At 62.6% G+C, this 17,312-nt stretch carries 19 protein-coding genes; 7 read left to right on the top strand and 12 right to left on the bottom strand.

Annotated elements, in window-relative coordinates; all coding sequences use genetic code 11:
- Window positions 1-4 precede the first annotated feature (4 nt).
- The 3 genes from phnN to DY201_RS02160 form a co-directional block, all read right to left on the bottom strand.
- Entirely contained in the window at window positions 5-634 is a 630-nt protein-coding gene (phnN, locus tag DY201_RS02150) for a phosphonate metabolism protein/1,5-bisphosphokinase (PRPP-forming) PhnN (protein ID WP_115729779.1), read from the bottom strand.
- Window positions 635-841: 207 nt separating this feature from the next.
- Window positions 842-2,434 (bottom strand): peptide chain release factor 3, encoded by a 1,593-nt coding sequence (locus DY201_RS02155; protein WP_115729780.1) that lies wholly within the window; start codon window positions 2,432-2,434, stop codon window positions 842-844.
- Window positions 2,435-2,624: 190 nt separating this feature from the next.
- Window positions 2,625-3,731: a DNA alkylation repair protein gene (locus tag DY201_RS02160; protein WP_115729781.1), complete on the bottom strand. Its 1,107-nt coding sequence runs from the start codon at window positions 3,729-3,731 to the stop codon at window positions 2,625-2,627.
- Window positions 3,732-3,968: 237 nt separating this feature from the next.
- Between DY201_RS02160 and DY201_RS02165 the strand changes: the two genes are divergently transcribed.
- Complete coding sequence (locus DY201_RS02165) at window positions 3,969-4,358, top strand: SRPBCC domain-containing protein (RefSeq protein WP_115729782.1); 390 nt, start codon at window positions 3,969-3,971, stop codon at window positions 4,356-4,358.
- Window positions 4,359-4,380: 22 nt separating this feature from the next.
- Here the strand turns inward: DY201_RS02165 and DY201_RS02170 are convergent, their stop codons facing one another.
- The 6 genes from DY201_RS02170 to DY201_RS02195 all read right to left on the bottom strand — a co-directional run bounded on the left by DY201_RS02170 (window position 4,381) and on the right by DY201_RS02195 (window position 7,622).
- Window positions 4,381-4,737 (bottom strand): DUF1801 domain-containing protein, encoded by a 357-nt coding sequence (locus tag DY201_RS02170; RefSeq protein ID WP_115729783.1) that lies wholly within the window; start codon window positions 4,735-4,737, stop codon window positions 4,381-4,383.
- Window positions 4,727-5,137, bottom strand: a complete 411-nt coding sequence (locus tag DY201_RS02175; RefSeq protein WP_115729784.1) for a VOC family protein — start codon at window positions 5,135-5,137, stop codon at window positions 4,727-4,729. The genes DY201_RS02170 and DY201_RS02175 overlap by 11 nt, the downstream gene beginning before the upstream one ends.
- 57 nt (window positions 5,138-5,194) lie before the next feature.
- Window positions 5,195-5,590 (bottom strand): VOC family protein, encoded by a 396-nt coding sequence (locus DY201_RS02180; protein WP_207904362.1) that lies wholly within the window; start codon window positions 5,588-5,590, stop codon window positions 5,195-5,197.
- Window positions 5,591-5,721: 131 nt separating this feature from the next.
- Entirely contained in the window at window positions 5,722-6,501 is a 780-nt protein-coding gene (locus DY201_RS02185; protein ID WP_115729785.1) for a helix-turn-helix transcriptional regulator, read from the bottom strand.
- Between the two features lie 105 nt (window positions 6,502-6,606).
- Window positions 6,607-7,401 carry a class II glutamine amidotransferase gene (locus DY201_RS02190; RefSeq protein ID WP_115729786.1) on the bottom strand — a complete coding sequence of 265 codons (795 nt, stop codon included), beginning with the start codon at window positions 7,399-7,401 and terminating at the stop codon, window positions 6,607-6,609.
- Window positions 7,402-7,406: 5 nt separating this feature from the next.
- Window positions 7,407-7,622 carry a DUF6356 family protein gene (locus DY201_RS02195; protein WP_115733538.1) on the bottom strand — a complete coding sequence of 72 codons (216 nt, stop codon included), beginning with the start codon at window positions 7,620-7,622 and terminating at the stop codon, window positions 7,407-7,409.
- 101 nt (window positions 7,623-7,723) lie between these two features.
- Here DY201_RS02195 and DY201_RS02200 point away from each other — a divergent pair, with 101 nt between their 5' ends.
- The 4 genes from DY201_RS02200 (at window position 7,724) to DY201_RS02215 (ending at window position 10,256) form a co-directional block, all read left to right on the top strand.
- Window positions 7,724-8,194, top strand: coding sequence for an Lrp/AsnC family transcriptional regulator (locus DY201_RS02200; protein ID WP_115729787.1), 471 nt, complete (start codon window positions 7,724-7,726; stop codon window positions 8,192-8,194).
- Window positions 8,195-8,249: 55 nt separating this feature from the next.
- Complete coding sequence (gene dut / locus DY201_RS02205) at window positions 8,250-8,729, top strand: dUTP diphosphatase (RefSeq protein ID WP_115729788.1); 480 nt, start codon at window positions 8,250-8,252, stop codon at window positions 8,727-8,729.
- Window positions 8,726-9,382: an HAD family hydrolase gene (locus DY201_RS02210; protein WP_115729789.1), complete on the top strand. Its 657-nt coding sequence runs from the start codon at window positions 8,726-8,728 to the stop codon at window positions 9,380-9,382. The genes dut and DY201_RS02210 overlap by 4 nt, the downstream gene beginning before the upstream one ends.
- Before the next feature lie 67 nt (window positions 9,383-9,449).
- The gene (locus tag DY201_RS02215) at window positions 9,450-10,256 is read left to right on the top strand and encodes an isocitrate lyase/PEP mutase family protein (RefSeq protein ID WP_115729790.1); all 807 of its coding nucleotides are present in this window, start codon (window positions 9,450-9,452) and stop codon (window positions 10,254-10,256) included.
- Between the two features lie 22 nt (window positions 10,257-10,278).
- Here DY201_RS02215 and DY201_RS02220 read toward each other — a convergent pair whose 3' ends face one another.
- Entirely contained in the window at window positions 10,279-11,001 is a 723-nt protein-coding gene (locus DY201_RS02220; protein WP_115729791.1) for a sulfate transporter family protein, read from the bottom strand.
- 168 nt (window positions 11,002-11,169) lie between these two features.
- Here DY201_RS02220 and DY201_RS02225 point away from each other — a divergent pair, with 168 nt between their 5' ends.
- Window positions 11,170-12,177: an adenosine kinase gene (locus tag DY201_RS02225; RefSeq protein WP_115729792.1), complete on the top strand. Its 1,008-nt coding sequence runs from the start codon at window positions 11,170-11,172 to the stop codon at window positions 12,175-12,177.
- Between the two features lie 621 nt (window positions 12,178-12,798).
- On the opposite strand, the gene DY201_RS02230 is transcribed toward DY201_RS02225, so the two are convergent.
- Window positions 12,799-13,476: a DUF2971 domain-containing protein gene (locus DY201_RS02230; protein WP_115729793.1), complete on the bottom strand. Its 678-nt coding sequence runs from the start codon at window positions 13,474-13,476 to the stop codon at window positions 12,799-12,801.
- A 60-nt stretch (window positions 13,477-13,536) separates the two neighbouring features.
- On the opposite strand from DY201_RS02230, the gene DY201_RS02235 reads away from it, so the two are divergent.
- Window positions 13,537-14,595: a DUF4917 family protein gene (locus tag DY201_RS02235; protein WP_115729794.1), complete on the top strand. Its 1,059-nt coding sequence runs from the start codon at window positions 13,537-13,539 to the stop codon at window positions 14,593-14,595.
- Window positions 14,596-14,914: 319 nt separating this feature from the next.
- On the opposite strand, the gene DY201_RS02240 is transcribed toward DY201_RS02235, so the two are convergent.
- The gene (locus tag DY201_RS02240; protein ID WP_115729795.1) at window positions 14,915-17,203 is read right to left on the bottom strand and encodes an NADP-dependent malic enzyme; all 2,289 of its coding nucleotides are present in this window, start codon (window positions 17,201-17,203) and stop codon (window positions 14,915-14,917) included.
- Window positions 17,204-17,312 lie beyond the last annotated feature (109 nt).

Here is a 17,312-nt window from a genome sequence, read left to right on the forward strand (position 1 = left end):
TTACCTAAATAAGACCTGACACGTCAGAGAAGGCGACGGCCTTGCGCAGCACCGCAAGGAAGCGTTCGCCGGCGATCTCGGCCGCACCGCTGTTGTCGATCGCCACATGGCCGGGGCCGCTGAGATCGTGCGGTGCGGTACGTGCGAGGCGCGCCAACACTTCGCCGCGCGATTCACGTCCGCGCGCCGCAAGCCGCGTGGCGAGTATCTCAGGCGATGCGGTGATTTCGACGACGGCGATATTGGCGTAGCGCTGGCGCAACGCCGGGATGACCCCGCGCGAGGTGTTGGCGACGACGACATGACCGACCGATATGGCATCGTCGACCGAAGCCGGAATGCCGTAGCGCAGTCCGTGTGCTTCCCATGACAGCGCGAAAGCGCCCGAAGCCTCTGCCTCAATGAAGGCCGCGTCGGCGAGTGTGTCGTGATCCTCGGTGGCAGCGTCGCTGTGGCGAGTGATGACGCGGCGGGCGAATTCGACGTGATCGTCGTCGGTCAGGCGCGCGCGGACATAGGCAATCAGCGTGTCCTTGCCGGCACCGCTGGGGCCGACCACCGCGACGAAGACGCCATTGCGGACAGGCGAGCCAAGGCGGGTCAGTTCACGCTCGATCAATGCTGAAACCATCATGCGACGTCATTTCCTCCTAGCCAGAACCCCCGCCCTGGCGGCGCCGGCCCTTTTCAGCTCGGCGCATTGAACATCTCCAGCACCGCGCTGTCACGCTCCATGGCTTGGACCAAGGGGCGGACGGCGGCACTGCGATGCCAATAGGCGATTTGCATGACGGAATGACGAAACGAGATGCGGAGCGGCAAATCCACCCCGCATCATGCTTCAGGCGACCTTGTCGCGGACCTGATAGTCTTTGATCGCGGCGAAGCGGATCATCTTCCAGCGCTCGGCCTCATAGTTGAGCGAGAACTCGTGCTGGGCGAGGAACACCGGGTCGTTGTCGAGATCGCGGGCGATGTCGCCGCGATGGCTTTCGATGAAGCGGTGCAGGTCCGCCTTGTCGTCGGCATCGATCCAACGGCAGATCGAAAAACGCGCCATCTCGAAGTCGACCGGCAGCGTGTATTCCACCGACAGGCGCTCCTTGAGCACGTCGATCTGCAGCGCGCCGACGACGCCGACGATGGCCGGCGAGCCGTCCTCGGGCTGGAACAGCTGGACCACACCTTCCTCGGCCATCTGGTGCAGCGCTTCCTTGAGCTTCTTGGCTTTCATCGCGTCGCCGAGGCGGACGCGGCGCAGGATCTCAGGCGCGAAATTCGGCACACCGCGGAACAGGATGTCCTCGCCCTCGGTCAGCGTGTCGCCAATGCGCAACGTGCCGTGATTGGGGATGCCGACGACGTCGCCGGCATAGGCCTCGTCGGCGGTGATACGCGAACGGGCGAAGAAGAACTGCGGCGCCGACAGGCTCATCTGCTTGCCGGTACGGACCAGCTTGGCCTTCATGCCGCGCTTGAGCTCGCCCGAGCAGACGCGGACGAAGGCGATGCGGTCGCGGTGGTTGGGGTCCATGTTGGCCTGGATCTTGAAGACGAACGACGTCATCTTCTCTTCCGTCGCCTCGACCTTACGCGCGTCGGCTTCCTGGGCGCGGGGTGCGGGGCCAATGTCGCCGAGCGCCTCGATCAGGTCGCGGACGCCGAAGTTCCTGAGCGCCGAGCCGAAATAGACCGGCGTCAGATGCCCCTCGCGGAACGCCTGCAGGTCGAACGGACGGCAGGCCTCGCGGGCAAGCTCCAGTTCCTCGATGAAGGCCGGGCGTTCGTTGTCGGGCAATAGGCCGGCGGCGCGGTTGGAGTCAGGGCCATGCACCGGCGTCCGCTCGGCCTCGGCGTCGCCGCGGCGCACCGCGTTCTGGGCGAGGTGATAGGTGCCGGAGAAAGTCTTGCCCTGGCCGATCGGCCAGGTGATCGGGGCGGTGTCGAGCGCCAGCTTTTCTTCGATCTCGTCGAGAATCTCGAAAGTGTTGCGCGCCTCACGGTCCATCTTGTTGACGAAGGTGATGATCGGGATATCGCGCAGGCGGCAGACCTCGAACAGCTTCAGCGTGCGCGGTTCGATACCCTTGGCGGCGTCGATGACCATGACCGCGCTGTCGACAGCCGACAGGGTGCGATAGGTGTCGTCGGCGAAGTCTTCGTGGCCCGGCGTATCCAGCAGGTTGAAGACGTTGTCGCCATACTCGAAGGTCATGACGGAGGTTACGACCGAAATGCCGCGCTCGCGCTCGATCTTCATCCAGTCCGAGCGGGTCTGGATCTTGTCCTTCTTGGCCTTGACCTCGCCGGCGAGCTGGATCGCGCCGCCGAATAACAGCAGCTTTTCGGTCAGCGTCGTCTTGCCGGCGTCAGGGTGCGCGATGATCGCGAAAGTACGGCGGCGCGCCACCGCCTTTTCGATGTCTTCAGCCATCGGGGTTTCCTTGTGATGGCGGGCTTCTAACAGCCGATGCCGCGCCTGTCGAGGAATTGGAACGATGCGGGGCGTTCAGGACATCCCTCCCCCCTTGTGGTGAGGAATAGAGGGTGGGGTACGCCGTAGAGCGGAGCTGTTCGCAAGTTCACCCTCCCCCACGGGGGAGGGGCAGGCGTGAGCGTCGCGCCTACCCCTTCAGCTCGAAGCCGCCCTCGGCCACGGTCTCGCCATTGACGATCAGCTCGATCAGGTGATGGCCGGGATAATGCTTGCGCGTGGTGAAGTCACGTACCGCCTGGCTGATCGAAAGCTCCTTCTGGCTGCCCGGCGGAAGGTTGATCTCCTTGAGCTTGAACACCTTCTTCGAGCTGCCGCCGCTTTTCTTGACATAGTGCACGGCATAGTCGACCACCAGCTGCTGCACGGTCTCGGCGGTCGAGGCAATGTTGGCCTTCAGCGTAATGCGGCCGCCGAGCAGGATCGCCGCCGGCTGGATCGCGAAGGCCTCGACACGCACCATCGGCTTGCCCGTGGAGCCGATCGCGCCAAGCGCGCGCGGGTCGCCCTTCTTGATCATCGTGCGCAGCGCGTGCTTGACGATCCAGGCAGTGTTCCTGTCGTCCATGTCCCATGCCGATATGTGGTCGATCACCCGGTCGGGATGGTCCTTGGAAATGTCGTTGAGGTGGTTGGCCACCGACTTGCGCACATAAAGGCTCGGATCACTGCGCAGCGCCTCGAGGATCGGCGCCGTCGGCGACGGATCCTTGATCAGCTGCTTGAGCTGGAACGACCACGGCAGCCTTGGCCGCGAACCCTCGCTGGCCAGGCGGCGCACATGCTCGTTGTCGTCGAGCGCCCAGCCACGCATCACCTGCAACGTGCCGTGGAAATCCCTGGCCAGGAAATGACGGATGGCGAACTCGGCCGAACCGAAGCGGGTGAAATAGCTCAGCGCCTGCATCGACAGGTCGAAATGCCCCTTGCCGTAAAGCGCGACATATTCCGACAGAACGATTGAGGCGAAGCCGTGCTGGATTCGCGGCGCTAGCTCGTGCAGCACATCGACGGCATTCTCGAAACTGCCCGGCAGTGCTCCGTGCAGGCTGGTTGCCGTCTGGCGCAGGCGTTGCATGATGCCGAGATCGTCGAGATTGGCGGTTGCCAGCGCCATGAACTTTTCCGCATCGAAGGCAGCAGAAATGGAAGCCGTCTCTGTGGCGATGTGGCGAAGGCGCTCACGGTCGAAGATTTCCTTGAGTGCCGGGGCGGCTAGCGTCTGGTCTTCCGTCATCGATCTCGTCCTGCATGGCGCCCCCGCGCCGGCCCCCTGTGCGTCCATCCGGATGCACGGGCTTGCTGCGCAGATACGAAGCTCGCCTCCAATCTACAACCTCTCTCCTGCCAATGAGCTGTCAGGAGCCTGCCGGTAGTGGCATTTGCAAGGCATTGCGCTGACGTTGACGACCGACCCTGACAGGCGGAAAATAATCGAAAGCGCGCGCCATCTAGCGCCGTTCCAGGAGGTCACATGACCATCCACCAGGAAGTGCACATCGAGGGTTCGCCCAGGAATATGTACGAGCTGCTGCTCGATTCCGCCCGTTTCCAGGCGATGTCAGGCGGCCGCGCGGCGCACATCTCAACGCATGAAGGCGGCGAGGTGTCGATGTTCGGCGGCGACATCGAAGTTCGCAATGTCGAGCTGGTGCCCAACCGCCGTATCTTCCAGGCTTGGCGTTCGCGCGCCTGGCCCGAGGGCACCTGCTCGATCGTGCGCTTCGAGTTGCAGGCCGACGGCACCTGCACCGGGCTGACCTTCGACCAAGCCGGCTACCCCCGATCGGCGCACGCTACGCTCGATGAGGGCTGGCAGAAAATGTACTGGGAGCCGATGAACCGCGCGCTGACGCATCATTGAGTGGTCGCCGAGCGCGCGCCTTTCAGTCGCCTGCGGCGTTGCGCGCCAGTTTGACATAGGCGGCGACATGCCGATCCTTGATGTCCGACACCGACAGCAGCTTGATGTGTCGTCGCAGTTTGCCTTGCCCCAGAAGCACGCCGTGCGTGTCCGGCAAAGCCGCACCTTGGCTGAATTCCAGCGTAACATGACCGGCATATGAGAAGACGCCGCAAAACGGCGTACGCGCCGAAAACAGGATGCCGCCGTATTTGATCTCCTCGGAGATGGACGGACCGGCCTGCAGCACGATCTCGCGCACCCGCAAGACGATCGCGAAGTGGTCCGGCTGGTGATCGCGCATCTCTTCGAGCAGTGCTTGAACGCGATTACCGGTCATGGCCTGCTCCTGGCGCGTAGAACTGCCTGAATTCGGCAGATGGCGCCCTGTTGGAATAGATGTAGAGCATGATGCCGTTTGGGTCCTGGATCGCGAAGCCACGATCACCCCAGGGATGATCCTCGATCGGCATGACAGGCACCAGTCCCGCCGCCGTCACCAGCCGGTGGTCGTCATCGACGTCGTCGACGCAGAAATTGTAGGTCAGCCCTGCGGTGTTGCACAAAGGCTGCCCGCCCTGCGGCTCCATGAACTGCAGCGAAAGCCCTGTTTCAAATTCAAGACTGACAAACCAGCCGCAATCGAACACCGCTCGCGCGCCAAAATATCTCAAGTAGAAGTCGCGCGTCTCCGCGACCAGTTTCGTTGTGATGCAGGGAGAGGCAGTTTTCGGGCGCATCGATGGGCTCGCTGTGCAACGTGTGGGCGGGTGGTTTTCAAACTAGCGAGTTGAGCGTCAATCCGGCATCGCCGAGGCGATCTCGACCAGGCAACCATTGAGATCGCGGACATAGCCGACGATCTGTCCCCAAGGCTTGTTCTCAGGTGGCTTCACCTGGCTGGCGCCGGCGGCGACCGCCGTTCGGTAGGCATCGTGAGGATCGGGAAAGACCAATGCGAGTTCGAAGCCCGCCGCCAGGTCGCTCTTGCGGTTGGCGCGAATGGCCAGGCCGTTCATCTCCGCCATCGCCTCGCCGGCAAAAGACAAAGTCGTCGGGCCGGTGTCCATTTCGGCGTAGAGATTGCTCTCGTGGATGAATTTGCGACGCAGGCCGAATGCGGCTTCGTAAAAAGAAACGGTCGCTTCGACGTCGGCAACGTACAGGATGGTGTAGCCAAGGCGCACTGTCATCGAAGATCTCCAGGCAAGGTGCCAGATGGACGGCCCGCGCGCCAAGTTTGGCACGCAAGCAGGGGAACCCCGTCCGGCTTATGCGCGGATCATCACGCCTCGCTCCAATTCGATCTTGAACAAATCGGACATCAGTCGAGCAAACTGACGAGGGTTACATCGGGAAGCCGCGCCGGCGAGAAGCCGCCCATGCGCCTGATGACGCGGCTCATATGCGCCTGGTCCGAAAAGCCTGCCTCAAGCGCTGCCGCTGCCGGACTGAGGCGGTGATCCCGCAGCAGTCGCAGGGCGCGGTGGAACTGCAGAACGGCCGCGAATGCCTTTGGCGTCAGCCCCGTCGCCTTGACCACAAGGCGCTGCACGGTTCGGTCTGAAAGGCCGTGCATCTCAGCCACCTCCCTGATGCGCAGTCGTCCGCCCGATGCGTGAAAGGCGCTGATCACGCTGCGCGCCAGAGGCGCCGGCCTGAAGCGGCTGGCAGTGGCGCGCTGGCCAACGAAGGCCGTCAGTCGCGCGACGAGTTCCGTTTGGTCGCGCGCAGGCGCGCAGAGCGCCTCAAGCCCGGGGCATGCCGAAACAGCGTCCGGGCCGATCAGATTGGCGTTCGCCAGATCGGTCGGTTCAAAACCGAGCACGCTTTCGAAACAGCCCGGTCGAATGCGAACGCCGGCAAAGCCCATGCCTGGTTCGATGGCAACATCGTAGAAGCGCGTTACCGGACCGGTAACGACGACAGTCGCACTGTTGATCGGCTTTTGTCCGGCATCGAACCTGAGGATGATGTCGCAACGGCCGTCCGGCAAGACACGGTAGCTTCCGGCGCGATCGCTGACCGACGTCCACACGGCCTCGACCTCGTCACTGACGTCGGCGGCCAGGCCCAGTTCCGAGTAGCGAGCCGACAAGGTCATTTCTCTAGCCAGCTCGATCCGCTTGCGCAAAACACTCCGTTTGCGCGAAACACAAGGGTGATTGCCGTTTCAACGCGGCCAACATGTCTCAGGAGATAGCAGACTTCAGCCGGCCAGCGCCAGTTGGGCCAATGCCGGTTGGAATGGACGGACCGTCATGTCATCGCGCGTCATGGAAACGAAGCTCGAAGGCGGCACCGCCTGCCAGCTCTGGCCTTCGCGGTCGAAGGGTTCGGAGACGATGCAGCGTCCGGTTTCGCCGTCGCGCGTGTAGAGGGTCGGCGCATGTCCGTCAGTGGCAAAGCGCACGGCAAACAGGTTCTGGCCGTCGCTGAAGGCAGCGGTCAGCTTCAGCTGCGGATCGATGCCGGCGCTGTGTGCGGCAGCAACCACACGGCCGGTCGCTCGCGTGACCGCCCCTTGCGGATCGGCGTCGAGCCCTTCCTCCAGCATCAGCAGGAAAAACAGCTCGGAATCGGTCGTGCCCTGACGCTGCTCGTAGAGATCGTCGTTGATACTGGCCTCGAGCCGGCGCCGGATCTTCTCGAAGCCCGAGACCTGGCCGTTATGCATGAAACTCCAGCGGCCCGAGACGAAGGGATGGCAGTTGGCGCGGCTGGTGGCGCCGCCGGTCGATGCCCTGACATGGGCGAGAAACAGGCCGGACTTGATCTGCCGGCACAGGCTTTTCAGATTTGGGTCCGACCAGGCCGGCAGGATGTCACGATAAAGGCCCGGCTCCGGCCGCTCGCCATACCAGGCAAGCCCGAAACCGTCGCCATTGGTCGGCGACTTGGCCTCCTGCGCACAATGGCTCTGGGCGATCAGCGAATGGCACGGCGCCGTCACGATGTCTTCGAGGAAGACCTCTTCACCGATATAGGCGGCCCACCGGCACATGCGCTTCAGCGTCCCCGATTGTTTGTCCGCTCGTACAGCCGGCGGATGATCGCACTGGCCGTAGATTCGAACAGGAAGGGTAACAAAGCGTGAATGAGGGCGGCGCCCGCCGCCAAAAACAGCTGGCCGGCGAACCAGCCGGCAAAACGCATATGTTCGAAATAGGTCTCGTCGACCGCCTCGGGGTGAGCCGTGAACAGCTTTGCGATGCGTGCGGACATGAGAACCTCCCTGGCTGAGATGAGTATCGTCGCACGGGAGAGAGGTTCACCGGTCCCAATCTGTCCTTGCCATTCACAAAATTTAGGGACATTCATCCCAAATGTCTGGAGAACTCGATACGATCGATCGAAGAATCCTCGCCGAGCTGCAGCGCGACGGCACGCTTTCGGTCGACCAGCTGTCCGAGCGGGTCGGGTTGTCGCGCAATGCCTGCTGGCGCCGGGTCAAGCGACTCGACGACGAACGCTTCATCACCGGCCGGGTGGCGCTCGTCGACGCCGACAAGCTCGGCCTCGGCCTTTCCGTGTTCATCCTGGTGCGCACGTCGAGCCACGATCCCGAGTGGCTGGCCAGGTTCCGCGCCGGCGTGACCTCGTTTCCCGAGATCACCGGCGTCTATCGCATGTCGGGTGACCTCGACTATGTCTTGCGTGCCCGCGTCGCCGATGTGAAAGCGTATGACCGTCTCTACCAGCGCCTCATCGCCAAGGTACCGCTGTCGGATGTGTCGGCCTCCTTCGTCATGGAGGAGATCCGCGAAACGACTGCCGTGCCGGTGGAAATTCGCTGAGTTCGACCTCTTGTGAATTGACCTCATCTGGACGCTGTCCCATAGGATCGCCGCCATGACATCGACCGCTGCAACCTCTTCCGCCCCCGTCGTCGGGATCGTCCGCTTGCCGCATTCGGGCGAGCTGCCCCTGCCGTCCTACGAAACATCGGGTGCCGCCGGCATGGACCTGCGCGCCGCCGTGCCGGATGACCGGCCGCTTTTGATCCTGCCCGGCAAGCGCGCCTTGGTGCCGACCGGCCTGATCTTCGAGATCCCAGAGGGTTTTGAAGGCCAGGTACGCCCGCGCTCCGGCCTCGCCTTCAAGCACGGCATCACCTGCCTCAATACACCGGGCACCATCGACAGCGACTATCGTGGCGAGGTCAAGGTGCTGCTGATCAACCACGGCGACGAGGACTTCTATGTCGAGCGCGCCATGCGCATCGCCCAGATCGTCATCGCATCGGTGACCCGCGCCGAAGTCGAAGAGCGCGACCTCGCAGCGGAGACGACGCGCGGCGCCGGCGGCTTCGGCTCGACCGGCACGGCATGAGCAAGCCCAGGCTCGTCATCTTCGACTGCGACGGCGTGCTCGTCGACACCGAGCCGCTGGCCAACCAGCGGCTTTCGGCCTGGCTGACCGAGGCGGGTTATCCCCTCAGCTACGAGGACTGCCGCCGCCAGTTCGTCGGCCGCAGCCTGGTGTCGGTGCAGAAGGAGGTCGAGGCGACGGGCATCAGCCTCGGCCCCGATTTCGTCGAGCGCTGGTACCGCGAGCTGCCGGAACTGTTTGCGTCAGGCGTCCAGGCGATCCCGCATGTCGAGACCTTCGTCACCGCTGTGCAGACGGCCGGCATCTCCTATTGCGTGGCGTCGTCGGCACGGGTCAACAAGATGCACATGACGCTCGGCCAGACCGGGCTGCTGCCCCATTTTCGCGACGTGCTGTTCTCGGCCACCATGGTCGAGCGCGGCAAGCCGTTTCCCGACCTGTTCCTGCACGCCGCCGGCACGATGGGCTATGAGCCCGCCGACTGCATCGTCATCGAGGACAGCGTCGCCGGCGCCCAGGCCGGGCGCGCCGCCGGCATGCGCGTGTTCGGTTATCACCGCGACCCCCACTCTGACTGTGACGGCCTCAAGGCTTCGGGTGCGGTGCTGTTCGACGACATGCGCAAACTGGCAGGACTGATCCCGATCGCCTGAAACAGGGTTTGAGCCCTCCGGCGCGCCGGTCTAATATCGCCTATCGGTTCGGATCGAGGGCGATGACATGGACAAGGGCGCGGTCTTCCGGAAACTTCACGAGGCGCCGGGCGCCTTCATCATCCCCAATCCGTGGGACATCGGCACAGCCAAGCTGCTGGCCTCCTTCGGCTTCGAGGCGCTGGCGACGACCAGCGCCGGCTATGCCTTCTCGCGTGGGCGGCCCGATGGCGACGTCGGCTTCGAGGAGATGATCCACCATTGCCGCGATCTGGCGCATGCCACCGGCCTGCCGGTGTCGGCCGATCTCGAGAAGGGCAAGGGCGACAGCCCAGAAAGTGCCGGCGAGACCGTCTTTGCCGCCGAAGCCGCCGGCCTTGCCGGCTGCTCGCTCGAAGACCATACCGGCGAGGCCGACCGGCCGATTTACGATTTTTCGCACGCGGTGGAGCGGGTGACGGCAGCCGTCGAGGCAGCGCGGGCGCTGAAAGGCGACTTCGTCTTGACGGCGCGCTCGGAGAACTTCCTCTGGAACCGCCCCGACCTCGACGACACGATCAAGCGGCTGCAGGCCTTCGAGCAGGCCGGAGCCGACGTGCTTTATGCGCCAGGGATTACCGACATCGAGATGATCCGGACGCTGTGCAGTTCGGTCAGCAAGCCGGTCAACGTGCTGGCGGTGCCGGGCTTCTCGGTCGCGGTGCTGGCCGAAGCCGGCGCCAAGCGCATCTCGCTCGGCTCCAAGCTGACCGCCTACGCCTTCGGCATGATGGAGCAGGCGTCGCGCGAAATGCTGGGCCAGGGCACGTTCGAATTCGCCCGCGACGGCATCGCCTACGCCAAGCTGCAGGCGATGTTCGGCCGCGAGGGCTGAGCGCCCCTCATCACCATCATCTTCACGCCCGCGCCATGGTCGGCCAACGCTCAGCGACTGATACGCTCTTGTGCAGATGCACCATCATCGCCGCGGCAAAGAGAGGGGTCAAAAGATTGAGGATCGGTATGGCGAGGAAGGCAGCGATGACGAGGCCGGCCATGAAAACCGTGCCGGCGTAGCGGCGGCGCAATTCCTTGGCTTCCTGCTCGGAGCGGAAACGCATGGCGGCGAACTCGAAGAACTCGCGGCCGAGCAGGTAGCCGTTGACCAGGAAGAAGGCGCCGATGTTGACGAGAGGGATGAACATCAACAACAGCGCCAGCAGATTGCCCAAGATGACGATGCCGAAGAACTTGATTGCCAGCACCAGCGAACGCAAGGCCGGCACCGGCTGGCCAGGGCGCTCCGTGGGATAGTTGGTCTTTTCGACGACCTCGGCGACGTCGTCGAGGAACAGGCCGGCGACGATCGCCGTCACCGGCGCGATCAGCAAAGCGAGCCCCAGCGCCAGGCCTATGCCAGCAATGATCGCAGCGATCAGGCCGAGCCAGCCGGTCCACGAGGGCAGGCCGGGCAGCATGGCGTCGATCCATGGCCAGGCAAGCCAGTCGAAGAGCTCGCGGATGCCGAACCACAGCGCTACCAGCGCAAGCAGCGTCAGCCCCAGCGTCTTCAGGAACACCGTGCGGAACTCGGCCGTAAAGAGCTGGCTTGCAGCAATGCGGGCGGCGTCGAGGATCATGTTGGCGTTTCGGCTCCCTGTTTCCGCGCTGAGATAAGGTGCCGCAGCGCCGGCCTCAAGCCGCTGCTTCCAATTTGCCGGTAGGCAAACGGGCCGCGAGCCGCTAAACGCAATCCGTTTTGCCGACCCCTCGGCCCCTTTTTCGGCCAAAGCGCCGCGGAGACCCTGATGAGCCAATATGACGTGCTGTGCATCGGCAACGCCATCGTCGACATCATCGCGCAATGCGACGAGGCCTTTCTCACCGACAACGGCATCATCAAGGGCGCGATGAACCTGATCGACGCCGAGCGCGCCGAACTGCTCTATTCCCGCATGGGCCCGGCGATCGAAGCCTCGGGCGGCTCGGCCGGCAACACGGCTGCCGGCATCGCCAGCTTCGGCGGCCGCGCCGCCTATTTCGGCAAGGTTTCCCGCGACCATCTCGGCGAGATCTTCAGCCACGACATCCACGCCCAGGGCGTCGCCTTCGACACCAAACCTCTTGAAGGGGCGCCGCTCGACGGCACGCCGCCGACGGCGCGCTCGATGATCTTCGTCACCCCAGACGGCGAGCGTTCGATGAACACATATCTCGGTGCCTGCGTCGAGCTCGGGCCAGACGACGTCGAGGCCGACAAGGCGAGCGGCGCTGCGGTCACCTATTTCGAAGGCTATCTGTGGGACCCGCCGCTGGCCAAGGAAGCGATCCGCATGACCGCGGCACACGCGCACGCCGCCGGCCGCGAAGTGTCGATGACGCTGTCGGATTCGTTCTGCGTCGACCGCTACCGCGCCGAGTTCCTCGAACTGATGCGCTCGGGCACCGTCGACATCGTTTTTGCCAACTCCCACGAGATCAAGTCGCTGTACGAGACGTCGTCCTTCGACGAGGCGCTCGCCCAGATCCGCAAGGACTGCAAGATCGCCGCCGTCACCCGCTCGGAGAAGGGCTCGGTCATCGTGCGCGGCGACGAGACGGTGGTGATCCAGGCGACCGAAATCCGCGAGCTCGTCGACACGACGGGCGCTGGCGATCTCTACGCCGCAGGTTTCCTCTATGGCTACACGCAAGGGCGCTCGCTCAAGGATTGCGGCGACCTCGGCTCGCTCGCCGCCGGCCTGGTCATCCAGCAGATCGGCCCACGCCCACGGCAGAATTTGAAGCGCGAGGCCGAACAGGCAGGGTTGCTCTGAGGTCTTCCTTCACCCCGTTTACGGGGAGAAGGTACCCCGTAGGGCGGGGGCGGCGCAAACCTGCCGGCTCTCATTCCTCCCCCTGTCCTGCCGGACATCTCTCTCGGGGGACCAGCAGCCACTTGCGCTTTTGCCCCCACCCCCCATTGTCGCCATCGCAGAACCGGCGCCTCGCCTGACGCTGCCAATCTCCCCCCTTGCGGGGAAGATGTCCGACAGGACAGAGGGGGGTGCTGTCCCACGCACCTCTCCATACGGCCCGTTGTCGATCTAGACATTGCGCATGAAAATCCGGAAAGCAGGGCCGTGCCTGCCGAATGTCAGTTAGTGGCGCGACGTTCGCCCCGCCGGCGATTTTCGTTCCTGTCCGTTCCGCTTTTCGGGCACGGGCATTTTCGCCCCGATCCCACCAGCGCATCTGCCCGGAGGTGAACCTTCGGACGCCCCCGGCAACAGCCTACGTCAGCCCAATGCCGGAGGCGCCGGCTCCTCTCCGCATATCACCGTCGCCGGCGTTTCCGCGGGAGGAACTAAGGGGGACGATAATACGGGAGGTGGCGAGGGCGTGGAAAACGGGGCCGGATTTCGTGCGGATTGCTGACAGATGGTCACAGGCTTGGGTTAGTCAACTTCCACATCGTAGCCTCTGACTCTGCTCCTTACGATGTGATAGCGAGAAAGATTTGCCTCAAGAAATTGAGCAACGTTCGCGGACATACGTGGACCCAGAATAATTCGCCGAATTGCCGCTCGATCAAACCGGACTAAGCCCCGCTCTGGGATGAACAACCGCCACTCTCTCTCGTATGACCAACTATGATGTTTTGTTGAGAGTATCCACTTCGCAAGTCTTCGTGGATTTTCCAGATCGCTTCCAATATCGAGTAATTGATCAGCATAACTGACGCGCGAGAAGCTCGTATTGTCCGCTAGGGTCTCTCGCAGTACTCTGAAGTCGTACTCTATGCAGATTCCTTTGAATGAGTCGGCATAGTGGGCCCACATTAGCGCTTGCTGCCAGACCTCACTAAAACAGGCAATCCCGACGGACGTCTTCCCATCTCGGATCAGGGTTCGCGCACGCTCCCATTGTGGCTGTCCACGTGCAGCATCGCCAGCGCGGTAAAGTCCTTCCATTGCGTCGTTCAGGTCGTGATATTCACCGCACCAAAGCCTGCCTTCATTTAGGCCTTCGATCTCCCGGCGAGTACTTTGATTTGGAAAATCTGGAGCAACACCAATTTTTCGAAACCTGTACAACAAGGCAGGCGGAGCATAGGTTTCGATGGTCGCGGTCATTAGTACGCAGTCTCCTCTCCGCAATCGTGAGACATCTAGGTATTTTTCTTGGAGACATATATGTGGTCGTTTGAGGACGCAATTACCGACTCAACACAATTCTCAAAGCGCCATTTGCTTCTCGGAAACGGCTTTAGCATCGCACTGCGGCCCGATATATTCCATTATGGATCTTTGTTTCAAAGAGCCGATTTTTCCAACCACTCGCAATTGCCGAAGGTCTTTGATGCTTTAGCTACTCAAGACTTTGAACTAGCAATTCGGAGCTTGGAAGCTAGCGCCAAAATCATCCCAATCTATGGCATTGATGGCAGCGCAAGCTCCGTAGCAATGTTGGACGACGCAAAAGCTCTAAAAGATATCCTCGTTGAGACTATCGCGGCAAATCACCCTGACATTCCAGTTGATATTCCGGATGCGAAGTTTTGGGCATGTCGTACGTTCCTTCACTACTTCCTCGGCCCCAATGACGGTCAGGTTTTCACGTTAAACTACGATCTGCTCCTCTATTGGACTCTCATGCACGAGGACGCCCCCCTTGCCACAGAACCAATCCACCTCACCACCAATGATGGATTCGGAAATGACGAGACCGACCCGACTGCGGACTATGTCGTTTGGCAAGGCGAAACCGGAGCCCATAGCGCGAGGGTGCATTTCCTTCACGGCGCCTTGCACTTGTTCGATGCAGGGGATGACCTTCAAAAGTACACTTGGATTCGAACAAACGCCCGACTCGTGGACCAAGCTCGTAGCGCCATCGCCGGCAACAAATTTCCGCTGTTCGTTGCAGAAGGCACTAGTTGGCAGAAAAAGGCGAAGATCCGGCACAACGCATATTTGTATCAAGGCTTCAAGCAGTTGGTCGCTAATGCGCAACAAACCAAAGTATGTTTTTTCATACATGGGCATTCGCTAGCGGAAAACGACGATCACATACTGAGGCGGCTAGGCACTGGACGCTTCCCGAAACTTTACGTTAGTTTGTTCGGCGACCCCTCCTCCGACAGCAACAAGCATATCATAGCGCGAGCACAGGCTTTGGCAGAGATGCGAAAGCCGTCATACCCCCTGAATGTAGACTTCTACGATGCAGCTTCTGCAAAGGTATGGGGTTAGAGAGTAGCACGGCCCCGCTTCGTCGCTCCCTCGGCCCGCCGGCACTGCCGCGGACACCTAGGGATCCTTTGCCTCTGCCCTGCCGGGCGTTCGTCGTTCGAAAAGCCAAGCAATTGGCTTTTCGTTGCCTCCGGCAACCACTCCTCACCCCCCCCCACAAGGGGGAGATTGGCAGCCTCGACGGCCTCGCCCAACCGTCATCAGCGAAAGGTGACGGCAGCGCCATGCCCTCCGCTATGGCTCTGGGCCTTGAGTCGCTTCAATCGACAAATCGTTGTCGATTGATCGGCCCTTCGACAAGCTCAGGGCCGACCGCGCCTCAAGTCCCCGCGTTATAAGCCGCGATCGCTGCCATGTTGACGATGTCGGAGTCCTTGGCATTCAGCGAGACGATCTGGACCGGCTTGTTGAGTCCGACGAGCAGCGGGCCGATGACTGTCGAGCCACCGAGTTCCTGCAGCATCTTGGTCGAGATGGCGGCGGAGTGGAATGCCGGCATGACCAGCACGTTGGCCGCACCCGAGAGGCGGCAGAAGGGGTATTGCTGCTGCATCAGGCGGTGGTTAAGGGCGACGTCGGCAGCCATTTCGCCGTCATATTCAAAATCGACGCGGCGCTTGTCGAGGATCTTGACCGCTTCCTGGACACGCTCTGAACGCTCGCCGGCGGGGTGGCCGAAGGTCGAGTAGGCGAGCATGGCCACGCGGGGTTCATAGCCCATCCTGCGGGCGAAGTGGGCGGCTTCCTCGGCGATGTCGGCGATCTGCTCGGCATTGGGCATGTCGTGGACGGCGGTGTCGGCGACGATGACGGTGCGGCCGCGGGCGAGCACGATCGACACGCCGATGACGCGGTGGCCGGGCTTGGCGTCGATGACGCGGCGGACGTCTTCGAGCACGGTCGAGTAGTTGCGGGTGACGCCTGTCACCACGCCGTCGGCATCTCCAAGGGCGACCATGCAGGCGGCGAAGTGGTTGCGGTCATTGTTGATCAGGCGCTGGCAGTCGCGCAAAAGGTAGCCCTTGCGCTGCATGCGCTCGTAGAGGAAGTCGGCATAGATGCCGTTGCGGCGCGACAGGCGGGCATTGATAATCTCGAGGCCCGGCTTGTTGAGGTCGATGCCGGCGTGCCGGGCGTTTTCCTTGATGATGTCGTCGCGGCCCAAAAGGATGGCGGTGCCGAGCTTCTGGTTGACGTAGGACACGGCGGCCCGCATCACCTGCTCTTCCTCGCCCTCGGCGAAGACGATGCGCTTGGGCTGGCGGCGGACGCGGTCATAGATGCGCTGCAGCGTCGATGCGATCGGGTCGCGGCGGGCGGAAAGCTCGTTGGCGTATTTGTCGAGATCGAGGATCGGCCGTCCGGCGACACCCGATTCCATGGCGGCCTTGGCGACAGCGATCGGGATCGCCGAGATCAGGCGCGGGTCGAACGGCACCGGGATGATGTAGTTGGGGCCGAATTTCGGCCGGTTGCCCTGATAGGCGGCGGCGACGTCGTCGGGCACGTCCTGGCGGGCGAGCTCGGCCAGCGCATTGGCGGCGGCGACCTTCATCGCGTCGTTGATGGTGGTGGCACGAACATCGAGCGCGCCGCGGAAGATATAGGGGAAGCCGAGCACGTTGTTGACCTGGTTCGGATAGTCCGAACGGCCGGTCGCCATGATGGCGTCGGTGCGGATCTCGGCGACCTCCTCGGGCGTGATCTCCGGATCGGGATTGGCCATGGCAAAGATGATCGGGTTCTTGGCCATGGACTGGATCATGGCCGGTGTCAGCGCGCCCTTGGCGGAGAGGCCGAAGACGATGTCGGCGCCGTCCATAGCGTCGGCCAGCGTGCGCGCCTCGGTCTTCACCGCATGCGCCGACTTCCACTGGTTCATGCCTTCGGTGCGGCCCTGGTAGACCACGCCCTTGGTGTCGCACAAAATGACATTGTCAGGCGTGAAGCCCATCGACTTGATCAGCTCGATGCAGGCGATGCCGGCGGATCCGGCGCCGTTGCAGACAAGCTTGGCCGTCTTCATGTCGCGGCCGGTGATGGCGAGCGCATTGATCAGGCCGGCTGCGGCGATGATGGCGGTGCCGTGCTGGTCGTCATGGAAAACGGGGATGTCCATCAGCTCGCGCAGGCGCTGCTCGATGATGAAGCACTCGGGCGCCTTGATGTCCTCGAGGTTGATGCCGCCGAAGGAGGGGCCCAGGAAACGCACGCAGTTGATGAACTCATCGGCGTCTTCGGTGTCGACCTCGAGGTCGATGGAATCGACATCGGCGAAGCGCTTGAACAGCACCGCCTTGCCTTCCATGACCGGCTTGGAGGCAAGCGCGCCGAGATTGCCCAAGCCCAGGATTGCGGTGCCGTTGGAGATGACGGCGACCATGTTGCCCCTGGTCGTGTAGTCATAGGCGCGTGAGGGATCCTCGGCGATGGCCTTCACCGGAACCGCGACGCCGGGCGAATAGGCGAGGCTGAGGTCGCGCTGCGTCGCCATCGGCTTTGTCGGCACCACCTCCAGCTTGCCGGGCCGACCCATGGCGTGGAACTCGAGCGCCTCCTCTGCGGAAACAGAGGGGCCGGAATTGTCGGGTTTCCTTGGTGTTGCCATGGCGAGAAGCGTTCCTGTCCCTTAAATTTCTTTTTGTGGAGCGTTTTGGATTAAGGCTACACATCGGCGCTGTAAACCGCCAAGCAGACGAGGGAATTTCCTTTTTTCG

This window comes from Aminobacter aminovorans, assembly GCF_900445235.1.
Taxonomy (GTDB): Bacteria; Pseudomonadota; Alphaproteobacteria; order Rhizobiales; family Rhizobiaceae; genus Aminobacter; species Aminobacter aminovorans.

Excerpts from the sequence above, each read along its gene's own strand:
- DY201_RS02175 (WP_115729784.1), bottom strand. The coding sequence starts at position 5,137 with ATGCGCCCGAAAACTGCCTCTCCCTGCATCACAACGAAACTGGTCGCG.
- DY201_RS02170 (WP_115729783.1), bottom strand. The coding sequence starts at position 4,737 with ATGACCGGTAATCGCGTTCAAGCACTGCTCGAAGAGATGCGCGATCAC.
- dut (WP_115729788.1), top strand. The coding sequence starts at position 8,250 with ATGACATCGACCGCTGCAACCTCTTCCGCCCCCGTCGTCGGGATCGTC.
- DY201_RS02215 (WP_115729790.1), top strand. The coding sequence starts at position 9,450 with ATGGACAAGGGCGCGGTCTTCCGGAAACTTCACGAGGCGCCGGGCGCC.
- DY201_RS02240 (WP_115729795.1), bottom strand. The coding sequence starts at position 17,203 with ATGGCAACACCAAGGAAACCCGACAATTCCGGCCCCTCTGTTTCCGCA.
- DY201_RS02230 (WP_115729793.1), bottom strand. The coding sequence starts at position 13,476 with ATGACCGCGACCATCGAAACCTATGCTCCGCCTGCCTTGTTGTACAGG.
- DY201_RS02155 (WP_115729780.1), bottom strand. The coding sequence starts at position 2,434 with ATGGCTGAAGACATCGAAAAGGCGGTGGCGCGCCGCCGTACTTTCGCG.
- DY201_RS02235 (WP_115729794.1), top strand. The coding sequence starts at position 13,537 with ATGTGGTCGTTTGAGGACGCAATTACCGACTCAACACAATTCTCAAAG.
- DY201_RS02225 (WP_115729792.1), top strand. The coding sequence starts at position 11,170 with ATGAGCCAATATGACGTGCTGTGCATCGGCAACGCCATCGTCGACATC.
- DY201_RS02190 (WP_115729786.1), bottom strand. The coding sequence starts at position 7,401 with ATGTGCCGGTGGGCCGCCTATATCGGTGAAGAGGTCTTCCTCGAAGAC.
- DY201_RS02165 (WP_115729782.1), top strand. The coding sequence starts at position 3,969 with ATGACCATCCACCAGGAAGTGCACATCGAGGGTTCGCCCAGGAATATG.
- DY201_RS02160 (WP_115729781.1), bottom strand. The coding sequence starts at position 3,731 with ATGACGGAAGACCAGACGCTAGCCGCCCCGGCACTCAAGGAAATCTTC.
- phnN (WP_115729779.1), bottom strand. The coding sequence starts at position 634 with ATGATGGTTTCAGCATTGATCGAGCGTGAACTGACCCGCCTTGGCTCG.
- DY201_RS02200 (WP_115729787.1), top strand. The coding sequence starts at position 7,724 with ATGTCTGGAGAACTCGATACGATCGATCGAAGAATCCTCGCCGAGCTG.
- DY201_RS02180 (WP_207904362.1), bottom strand. The coding sequence starts at position 5,590 with ATGACAGTGCGCCTTGGCTACACCATCCTGTACGTTGCCGACGTCGAA.
- DY201_RS02185 (WP_115729785.1), bottom strand. The coding sequence starts at position 6,501 with ATGACCTTGTCGGCTCGCTACTCGGAACTGGGCCTGGCCGCCGACGTC.
- DY201_RS02220 (WP_115729791.1), bottom strand. The coding sequence starts at position 11,001 with ATGATCCTCGACGCCGCCCGCATTGCTGCAAGCCAGCTCTTTACGGCC.
- DY201_RS02210 (WP_115729789.1), top strand. The coding sequence starts at position 8,726 with ATGAGCAAGCCCAGGCTCGTCATCTTCGACTGCGACGGCGTGCTCGTC.
- DY201_RS02195 (WP_115733538.1), bottom strand. The coding sequence starts at position 7,622 with ATGTCCGCACGCATCGCAAAGCTGTTCACGGCTCACCCCGAGGCGGTC.